Origin of the sequence: Pedococcus sp. NPDC057267 (assembly GCF_042668795.1) — a bacterium.
Lineage (GTDB): Bacteria > Actinomycetota > Actinomycetes > Actinomycetales > Dermatophilaceae > Pedococcus.
Genome location: NZ_JBHUYG010000164.1, coordinates 1 through 4,301, shown reverse-complemented (window position 1 = coordinate 4,301; position 4,301 = coordinate 1). Strand labels below are relative to the sequence as shown.

The window sequence follows — 4,301 nt, the reverse complement described above, 5'->3', positions numbered from 1 at the left end:
CGCCGCCCCCGCGGCGGTCCGGGCCCTTCGGGGAACAGGGGTCACCGCAGCCCGTCGGCGCGGTCCTCCTGCTCCTCGTGGTCCTCGGCGACATCCCATTCACCGGTGACCAGGTACACGACGCGGTGCGCGACCGACACGGCGTGGTCGGCGAAGCGCTCGTAGTAGCGACCCACGAGCGTCATGTCGACGGCTGCCTCGGTGCCGTGCTGCCACGATCCGTCGATGAGGTGGCTGAAGAGCTCGCGGTGCAGCTCGTCCATGGCGTCGTCGTCGCGCTCGAGGGTCTTGGCGCCCTCGACGTCCTTGCCCGCGATGACCTGGCCGGCCTTGGCGACGATGCGCTCGGCCACCTGGCCCATCTGCAGGATGGTCGCGCGGATGTCGGCCGGCACGGCCGAGTCCGGGTAGCGCAGGCGGGCCACCTTGGCGACGTGGCGGGCGAGGTCGCCCATCCGCTCCAGGTCGGCGCTCATCCGCATCGACGTGACGACCATGCGCAGGTCCGTGGCGACCGGCTGCTGGCGGGCCAGCAGGTCGATCGACCGGGCGTCGAGGTCCTCGCGCAGGGTGTCGAGCTCCTTGTCGGCCTCGATCACCGACTCGGCGAGCTGGATGTCGGCGTCGAGCAGGGCCGTGGTGGCTCGGGCCATTGCCGAACCGGCCAGCCGCGTCATCTCGACGAGCTGGTCGGAGATGAGGTCGAGGTCCTCGTGAAAGGCGTTGCGCATTGCGTCCCTTGGGTGTCGGCACGGGGCGTGCGTGGTGTGCGTTCCGACCGAGGCTCCCACGAGGCAGTGAACGATCGGGTGAACTCAGGTGAACATCTGGGAACGCGCCCGCGGGAGGGGGGAGGCGAGCGACGGGGGCGGTCCCGGGTGCACCGTATCTTGGAGGCGTGGATGCGACGACTGCTGCGCTGCTGGCGGGGTTCGCCGGTCTCCTCACCGGCGCCGTCGCCGTCGTCGCCGTGCGCTACTCCGAGCGCCAGCAGACGAGCGTCCCCCCGTCCGAGGCCTCGGTCCCGGCCCTGCCGGCCGGCGTCGGGGACGTCCTGGCCGTCCTGCGCAGCGGGGCGATCGTCGTCGACTCCGCCGACGAGGTCATCAACAACTCGCCGTCGGCCGTGGCGTACGGCCTGGTGCGCGGTCGCGACCTCGTCCATGCCGAGCTGCGGCACCTCGCCCGGCAGGTCCGCCGCGACGGTGTCATCCGCGAGGCGGAGCTCGCGCTCGCCCGGGGACCACTGGGGCAGGCCCAGTCGATCATGCACGCGCGCGTCGCGCCCCTGGGCAGCAACCACGTCCTGCTCCTCGTCGAGGACCACACGCAGGCGCGCAGGGTCGAGGAGGTCCGCCGCGACTTCGTCGCCAACGTGAGCCACGAGCTCAAGACGCCCGTGGGCGGGATCGGACTGCTGGCCGAGGCCATCCTCGACGCCAAGGACGATCCCGAGGCGGTGGCGCGGTTCGCCACCCGGATGCAGGTCGAGAGCGCCCGGCTGACGCAGCTGGTCAAGGAGATCGTCGACCTGTCGCGCCTGCAGGTGGCCGACACGCTGCACGAGCCGCGGCTGGTGGACGTCACGGCTGCCGTGCACGAGGCCATCGACTACTCGCGCGTGGGAGCCGATGCCAAGCAGATCGAGATCGTCGAGGCCTGCGCCCCGGACCTCAAGGTGTTTGGCGACGAGGACCTGCTCGTCACGGCCGTGCGCAACCTCGTCGGCAACGCGGTCGCGTACTCCGAGCCCGGCTCGCGCGTCGCCGTCGGGGGCCGGGTGCACGACGAGATGGTCGAGATCACCGTCACCGACCAGGGCCTCGGCATCCCCGAGTCGGAGCAGGAGCGGATCTTCGAGCGGTTCTACCGTGTCGACGCCGCCCGCTCGCGCGCCACCGGCGGCACCGGTCTCGGCCTGGCCATCGTCAAGCACATCTGCGCGAACCACGGCGGCGACGTCGCCGTGTGGAGCGAGGAGGGTCGTGGCTCGACCTTCACCATCCGCCTTCCCGCCGCGGCCGACCGGTCCGGTGGCCGGACCACCACCGGCGCCGTGGACCCCGACCCGGCCCCCCGGGCCCCGCAGCAAGGAGAAGCCCCCGCATGACCCGCATCCTGGTCGTCGAGGACGAGGTGTCGTTCTCGGACCCGCTGTCCTACCTCCTGCGCAAGGAGGGGTACGAGGTGGCGGTCGCCGAGACCGGACCCGAGGCGCTCGACGACTTCGACCGGCAGGGGGCGGACCTCGTGCTGCTCGACCTCATGCTGCCGGGCCTGTCCGGCACGGAGGTGTGCCGCGCGCTGCGCCAGCGCTCGACCGTCCCGGTGATCATGCTCACCGCCAAGGACAGCGAGATCGACAAGGTCGTCGGCCTCGAGATCGGCGCCGACGACTACGTCACGAAGCCGTACTCCTCCCGCGAGCTGCTCGCCCGCATCAAGGCGGTCCTGCGACGCGGCCAGGAGCCCGAGGACCTGCTGCCTGCCACCATCGAGGCCGGCCCGGTCCGGATGGACGTGGAGAGGCACACCGTGACGGTGGGCGGCCAGCCGACGCCGTTGCCGCTCAAGGAGTTCGAGCTGCTGGAGATGCTGCTGCGCAACACCGGGCGGGTGCTCACCCGCATGCAGCTCATCGACCGCGTGTGGGGCAGCGACTACGTGGGTGACACCAAGACGCTCGACGTCCACGTGAAGCGGCTGCGCGCCAAGATCGAGCCCGACCCGGCCGAGCCGCGGTACATCGTCACGGTCCGCGGACTGGGCTACAAGTTCGAGAGCGACTGACGGCCCTCGCGGAGCGATTCCCGGACCCCGTGGGGGACCGGGAATCGCTCCTGCTGCCGGGAGGTCCCTCAGGGGGTGGTCGTCGCCGTGGCGCTCCCCGACGAACCGCTGGTGGTGCTGGTCGGCGCGCTGGTGGGGGACAGGGTCGAGTAGTAGTTATCCGGCGGGACGACCGGGACAGTGACGACCACGGAGCGCGCGCCGGGGGACTGGACGTTGAGCTGCACCACGTCACCCGGGTCTACCGGCATCTGGGACAGCTGGACCTGGTTGCCGTCGGACAGCGGCTGCGAGCTGTTGGCCGGCGCCGTCGCGTAGACGGGCGAGGAGTTCGGCAGCGCGAACGCGACCCGCTCCGGCTGCCCACCGCTGTTGCTGACTGCGGCGCTCAGTACGCCGGCCTTGCCCTTGCCGGTGCCGATGACGACGAGGTCGCGCAGCTGCACCGCGCCGAGGTCCACGGGCACGCCGTCGGCGGGGTTGTAGGTGACGTCGGTCTGCACCGGCGACTGCGTCTGGCAGGCGGACAGGGCCAGCGCTGCGCCCAGGACGGCCACCGGCGCGAGACGGCGGACGACGGTGCGGCGGCCGGTGGACGAGGTGGCGAGAGGGGTTCGGCGAGTCACGCGGCACAGCCTACCGGGCCCTTCCCGACTCGCACGCACCCCCGCGCGTTGCATGCGCGACACCCTCCTGTCAAGACCGAAATCGTTGTCGCCCAAGGGGTTTGCAAGCCCCTGACCAGCGAAAACGCGATCGCTCCGGCTTTCCCGTGGTCGGCGTGTCGTGATATTCTTGAAGTCGCGAAAGGGGAAAACAGCACATGGTTTTCAAGGTCGGCGAGACGGTCGTGTACCCCCACCACGGGGCTGCTCTGATCGAAGAAATCAACACCCGCACGATCAAGGGCGAGGAGAAGATCTACCTCAAGCTCAAGGTGGCCCAGGGCGACCTGACGATCGAGGTGCCCGCGGAGAACTGCGAGGACATCGGCGTCCGTGACGTCGTCGGCCAGGACGGTCTGGACAAGGTCTTCGCGGTCCTGCGCGCCCCACACACCGAGGAGCCGACCAACTGGTCGCGCCGCTACAAGGCGAACCTCGAGAAGCTGGCGTCCGGTGACGTCATCAAGGTGGCCGAGGTCGTCCGCGACCTGTGGCGCCGTGACAAGGACCGTGGGCTGTCGGCCGGCGAGAAGCGCATGCTCGCCAAGGCACGCCAGATCCTCGTGTCCGAGCTGGCGCTGGCCGAGAAGACCAACGAGGACAAGGCCGAGGCCATCCTCGACGAGGTGCTCGCCTCCTGAGCGTTGCGGTCGTCCTCGTCGCCGGGGGACAGGGCACCCGTCTCGGGGCCGCCCAGCCCAAGGCGTTCGTGCCACTGGCCGGTGTGACGGTCCTCGAACACGCCGTCACCCGTGCCCTGCGGGCACCCGAGGTCACCCACGTCATCGTCGTCGCGCCCGCCTCCCCCCACCGGGGTGGGGGCGCGGGGGCGGCGCCGCGCACACC

General features: G+C 70.9%; 6 protein-coding genes. 4 read left to right on the top strand and 2 right to left on the bottom strand.

Annotation, left to right across the window (positions count from 1 at the left end):
* Positions 1 to 41: 41 nt before the first annotated feature.
* Complete coding sequence (phoU, locus tag ACFUC1_RS20250; protein ID WP_310151106.1) at positions 42 to 731, bottom strand: phosphate signaling complex protein PhoU; 690 nt, start codon at positions 729 to 731, stop codon at positions 42 to 44.
* Positions 732 to 898: 167 nt separating this feature from the next.
* Here phoU and ACFUC1_RS20245 point away from each other — a divergent pair, with 167 nt between their 5' ends.
* Both ACFUC1_RS20245 and ACFUC1_RS20240 read left to right on the top strand, forming a co-directional pair.
* Positions 899 to 2,110 carry a sensor histidine kinase gene (locus ACFUC1_RS20245; protein WP_379123046.1) on the top strand — a complete coding sequence of 404 codons (1,212 nt, stop codon included), beginning with the start codon at positions 899 to 901 and terminating at the stop codon, positions 2,108 to 2,110.
* Positions 2,107 to 2,790, top strand: a complete 684-nt coding sequence (locus ACFUC1_RS20240; protein WP_379123045.1) for a response regulator — start codon at positions 2,107 to 2,109, stop codon at positions 2,788 to 2,790. The genes ACFUC1_RS20245 and ACFUC1_RS20240 overlap by 4 nt, the downstream gene beginning before the upstream one ends.
* A gap of 68 nt (positions 2,791 to 2,858) precedes the next feature.
* Here the strand turns inward: ACFUC1_RS20240 and ACFUC1_RS20235 are convergent, their stop codons facing one another.
* A complete protein-coding gene (locus tag ACFUC1_RS20235; protein WP_379123043.1) occupies positions 2,859 to 3,416 on the bottom strand; it encodes a hypothetical protein in 558 nt (185 codons plus the stop codon).
* A gap of 197 nt (positions 3,417 to 3,613) precedes the next feature.
* On the opposite strand from ACFUC1_RS20235, the gene ACFUC1_RS20230 reads away from it, so the two are divergent.
* Positions 3,614 to 4,096: a CarD family transcriptional regulator gene (locus tag ACFUC1_RS20230; RefSeq protein ID WP_310151095.1), complete on the top strand. Its 483-nt coding sequence runs from the start codon at positions 3,614 to 3,616 to the stop codon at positions 4,094 to 4,096.
* On the top strand, positions 4,093 to 4,301 hold a 209-nt coding region (locus tag ACFUC1_RS20225; RefSeq protein ID WP_379123049.1), incomplete at its 3' end, for an NTP transferase domain-containing protein. The genes ACFUC1_RS20230 and ACFUC1_RS20225, both read left to right, overlap by 4 nt.